We start from the raw sequence: 5,397 nt of genomic DNA, 5'->3' as shown, positions 1-5,397 counted from the left end.
AACACATAACAAAGTCATTGTTGTTATGCGGTTCTCGACCGTACATCGAGAACCACTCAGTGGACGCGTAGCACCAACAAACGGTGTGTTATCAAGTCATCGGCTTATTAGTACCAGTCAGCTGCATGCATTACTGCACTTCCACATCTGGCCTATCAACCCAGTAGTCTGGCTGGGAGCCTCTCACCCGAAGGTATGGAAATCTCATCTTGAGGCCGGCTTCCCGCTTAGATGCTTTCAGCGGTTATCCATCCCGAACGTAGCTAATCAGCGGTGCTCCTGGCGGAACAACTGACACACCAGAGGTTCGTCCAACCCGGTCCTCTCGTACTAGGGTCAGATCCTCTCAAATTTCCTACGCGCGCAGCGGATAGGGACCGAACTGTCTCACGACGTTCTAAACCCAGCTCGCGTACCGCTTTAATGGGCGAACAGCCCAACCCTTGGGACCTACTCCAGCCCCAGGATGCGACGAGCCGACATCGAGGTGCCAAACCATGCCGTCGATATGGACTCTTGGGCAAGATCAGCCTGTTATCCCCGAGGTACCTTTTATCCGTTGAGCGACAGCGCTTCCACAAGCCACTGCCGGATCACTAGTCCCGACTTTCGTCCCTGCTCGACCTGTCAGTCTCACAGTCAAGCTCCCTTGTGCACTTACACTCGACACCTGATTGCCAACCAGGTTGAGGGAACCTTTGGGCGCCTCCGTTACTTTTTGGGAGGCAACCGCCCCAGTTAAACTACCCACCAGGCACTGTCCCTGAACCGGATTACGGTTCGAAGTTAGATATCCAGAGTGACCAGAGTGGTATTTCAACAATGACTCCACACGAACTAGCGTCCATGCTTCAAAGTCTCCCACCTATCCTACACAAGCCACACCGAACACCAATACCAAGCTGTAGTAAAGGTCACGGGGTCTTTCCGTCCTGCTGCGCGTAACGAGCATCTTTACTCGTAATGCAATTTCGCCGAGTTCGCGGTTGAGACAGTTGGGAAGTCGTTACGCCATTCGTGCAGGTCGGAACTTACCCGACAAGGAATTTCGCTACCTTAGGATGGTTATAGTTACCACCGCCGTTTACTGGGGCTTAAATTCTCAGCTTCGCCTTGCGGCTAACCGGTCCTCTTAACCTTCCAGCACCGGGCAGGCGTCAGTCCGTATACATCGTCTTGCGACTTGGCACGGACCTGTGTTTTTAGTAAACAGTCGCTACCCACTAGTCTCTGCGGCCTCCAAACGCTTTCGGGAGTAAATCCCTATACGCCGAAGGCCCCCCTTCTCCCGAAGTTACGGGGGCATTTTGCCGAGTTCCTTAACCACGATTCTCTCGATCTCCTTGGTATTCTCTACCTGACCACCTGAGTCGGTTTGGGGTACGGGCGGCTAGAACCTCGCGTCGATGCTTTTCTTGGCAGCATAGGATCACCCACTTTTTATCCGCATCGTGTCTCAGCCTATGTGAATCGCGGATTTGCCTACGACTCGGCCTACGCACTTGCACCAGGACAACCATCGCCTGGCTTGGGCTACCTTCCTGCGTCACACCTGTTAATACGCTAACCGCACCAGAATGGGGTCGTGCGCTAGGCCCAGAGCGTCACCCCGAAGGGATCAGTCACTGGGATTCAGACACTTAGCACTACTGGATTAGCTTGGGCGGTTCTTCGCCGGTACGGGAATATCAACCCGTTGTCCATCGACTACGCCTGTCGGCCTCGCCTTAGGTCCCGACTTACCCAGGGAAGATTAGCTTGACCCTGGAACCCTTGGTCTTTCGGAGGACGTGTTTCTCACACGTCATTCGCTACTCATGCCTGCATTCTCACTCGTGTAGCCTCCACGGCTGGTTTACACCGCCGCTTCGCTGGCCACACGACGCTCTCCTACCCATCAACACGGCTGGACCACGAAGGCCTACCAATAATGTCAATGCCACAACTTCGGTGGCGTGCTTGAGCCCCGTTACATTGTCGGCGCGGAATCACTTGACCAGTGAGCTATTACGCACTCTTTCAAGGGTGGCTGCTTCTAAGCCAACCTCCTGGTTGTCAAGGCAACTCCACATCCTTTCCCACTTAGCACGCGCTTTGGGACCTTAGTTGGTGGTCTGGGTTGTTTCCCTCTCGACTATGAAGCTTATCCCCCACAGTCTCACTGCTGCGCTCTCACTTACCGGCATTCGGAGTTTGGCTGACGTCAGTAACCTTGTAGGGCCCATCGGCCATCCAGTAGCTCTACCTCCGGCAAGAAACACGCAACGCTGCACCTAAATGCATTTCGGAGAGAACCAGCTATCACGAAGTTTGATTGGCCTTTCACCCCTATCCACAGCTCATCCCCTCAGTTTTCAACCTAAGTGGGTTCGGTCCTCCACGACGTCTTACCGTCGCTTCAACCTGGCCATGGATAGATCACTTCGCTTCGGGTCTAGGACATGCGACTGAATCGCCCTATTCAGACTCGCTTTCGCTACGGCTACCCCACACGGGTTAACCTCGCCACATATCGCTAACTCGCAGGCTCATTCTTCAAAAGGCACGCTGTCACCCCTACTAAGGAGGCTCCAACGGTTTGTAAGCAAACGGTTTCAGGTACTATTTCACTCCCCTCCCGGGGTACTTTTCACCTTTCCCTCACGGTACTTGTCCGCTATCGGTCATCTGGGAGTATTTAGGCTTATCAGGTGGTCCTGACAGATTCACACGGGATTTCACGGGCCCCGTGCTACTTGGGATACTCTTCGCGCCAAGAGAGGCATTTCGACTACGGGGTTGGCACCCTCTATGACCGGCCTTTCAAGACCGTTCGTCTATACCTTCTTGTAACGCCGCCATCTCGGCAGAGATGACTGAAAAGTCCCACAACCCCCAACGTGCAACGCCTGCCGGCTATCACACACGCTAGGTTTAGCCTGTTCCGGTTTCGCTCGCCACTACTAACGGAATCGCGGTTGCTTTCTCTTCCTGTGGGTACTGAGATGTTTCACTTCCCCACGTTCCCTCTACCCGCCCTATATATTCAGGCGGGAGTCACTAGGTCGGCACGCCGCCCAGCGGGGTTTCCCCATTCGGACACCCTCGGATCAAAACTTGCTTATCAGTTCCCCGAGGCTTATCGCAGATTGCTACGTCCTTCTTCGGCTCCAGATGCCAAGGCATCCACCGTTTGCTCTTAAAGACTTGAAATCACATGAGTTTGAATCAGAATCGACTCCAGACTCGAAAGCCTGGAATGAAATTGACTAATGATCTTTAAGATCATCTTGTGCAACCGATCCGAAGATCAGCTGCAAGATGCTCGCGTCCACTGTGTAGTTCTCAAAGTACGGGCGGTGCCCCTATCCACAACCCCGCAAACGGGGAAACAGAAAGAGGCCCAGAGTAACCAAATGCTTCCAACCCGAAGGTCAAAGCGCATCCGGTCCCTCAGGACCCAACAGCGTGCAGACACCGGTCCCCTCACCCAGAACCTTCCAACCGCAAGCGGCGTACTAGTTCCGAGATCAGATCTCGATGCCATGTCAAATGTTCCACCCATGAGCTCCCAGCGAAGAACGTATGCCTTCGATCTGGGTTCTGGACTCCGAAGAGTCAGATGCTCCTTAGAAAGGAGGTGATCCAGCCGCACCTTCCGGTACGGCTACCTTGTTACGACTTAGTCCTAATTACCGATCCCACCTTCGACGGCTCCCTCCACAAGGGTTAGGCCACCGGCTTCAGGTGTTACCGACTTTCATGACTTGACGGGCGGTGTGTACAAGACCCGGGAACGTATTCACCGCAGCGTTGCTGATCTGCGATTACTAGCGACTCCGACTTCATGAGGTCGAGTTGCAGACCTCAATCCGAACTGGGACCGGCTTTTTGGGATTCGCTCCACCTCGCGGTATTGCAGCCCTTTGTACCGGCCATTGTAGCATGCGTGAAGCCCAAGACATAAGGGGCATGATGATTTGACGTCATCCCCACCTTCCTCCGAGTTGACCCCGGCAGTATCCCATGAGTTCCCACCATTACGTGCTGGCAACATAGAACGAGGGTTGCGCTCGTTGCGGGACTTAACCCAACATCTCACGACACGAGCTGACGACAACCATGCACCACCTGTTTACGAGTGTCCAAAGAGTTGACCATTTCTGGCCCGTTCTCGTATATGTCAAGCCTTGGTAAGGTTCTTCGCGTTGCATCGAATTAATCCGCATGCTCCGCCGCTTGTGCGGGTCCCCGTCAATTCCTTTGAGTTTTAGCCTTGCGGCCGTACTCCCCAGGCGGGGAACTTAATGCGTTAGCTGCGTCACGGAATCCGTGGAATGGACCCCACAACTAGTTCCCAACGTTTACGGGGTGGACTACCAGGGTATCTAAGCCTGTTTGCTCCCCACCCTTTCGCTCCTCAGCGTCAGTTACGGCCCAGAGATCTGCCTTCGCCATCGGTGTTCCTCCTGATATCTGCGCATTCCACCGCTACACCAGGAATTCCAATCTCCCCTACCGCACTCTAGTCTGCCCGTACCCACTGCAGGCCGGAGGTTGAGCCTCCGGATTTCACAGCAGACGCGACAAACCGCCTACGAGCTCTTTACGCCCAATAATTCCGGATAACGCTTGCGCCCTACGTATTACCGCGGCTGCTGGCACGTAGTTAGCCGGCGCTTTTTCTGCAGGTACCGTCACTTTCGCTTCTTCCCTGCTAAAAGAGGTTTACAACCCGAAGGCCGTCGTCCCTCACGCGGCGTTGCTGCATCAGGCTTGCGCCCATTGTGCAATATTCCCCACTGCTGCCTCCCGTAGGAGTCTGGGCCGTGTCTCAGTCCCAGTGTGGCCGGTCACCCTCTCAGGCCGGCTACCCGTCGACGCCTTGGTGAGCCATTACCTCACCAACAAGCTGATAGGCCGCGAGCCCATCCCCAACCGAAATTCTTTCCAGACGCAGACCATGCGGTCACGTCACATATCCAGTATTAGACGCCGTTTCCAGCGCTTATCCCAGAGTCAGGGGCAGGTTGCTCACGTGTTACTCACCCGTTCGCCACTGATCCCACAGAGCAAGCTCCGTGTTCACCGTTCGACTTGCATGTGTTAAGCACGCCGCCAGCGTTCATCCTGAGCCAGGATCAAACTCTCCGTAAAAAAGAAATGCATACCCCACCGGGAAAACGGTGACGCAGCGAGTTTGATGCTGACCAAAGAGACAAATTCATTGCTGACTTCATCCATTGCCAACCCCCCGGAAGGAGTTGGTCTTTGATCCAAAGGAATTCTCAACTAGCCGAAGCTAGACGAGGATAATTTGGCATTTGACAAGTGCACGCTGTTGAGTTCTCAAGGATCGGATGCTCCCACGACCCAGCCATCACAGCCAGGCCCGAAGGGCAACTTCTCTATCTTACC

General features: G+C 54.4%; 2 rRNA genes. Both read right to left on the bottom strand.

Features of this window, described 5'->3' with window-relative positions:
• Positions 1 to 87: 87 nt before the first annotated feature.
• Positions 88 to 3,192, bottom strand: a 23S ribosomal RNA gene (locus ACP699_RS17550).
• 420 nt (positions 3,193 to 3,612) lie between these two features.
• Positions 3,613 to 5,136, bottom strand: a 16S ribosomal RNA gene (locus ACP699_RS17545).
• The 16S and 23S rRNA genes sit together here, the layout of an rRNA operon.
• Between the last annotated feature and the right edge of the window lie 261 nt (positions 5,137 to 5,397).

Origin of the sequence: Microbacterium sp. DWRC1-3 (genome assembly GCF_049896645.1) — a bacterium.
Taxonomy (GTDB): Bacteria; Actinomycetota; Actinomycetes; order Actinomycetales; family Microbacteriaceae; genus Microbacterium; species Microbacterium maritypicum.
This window is presented reverse-complemented; position numbering and strand designations above follow the sequence as displayed.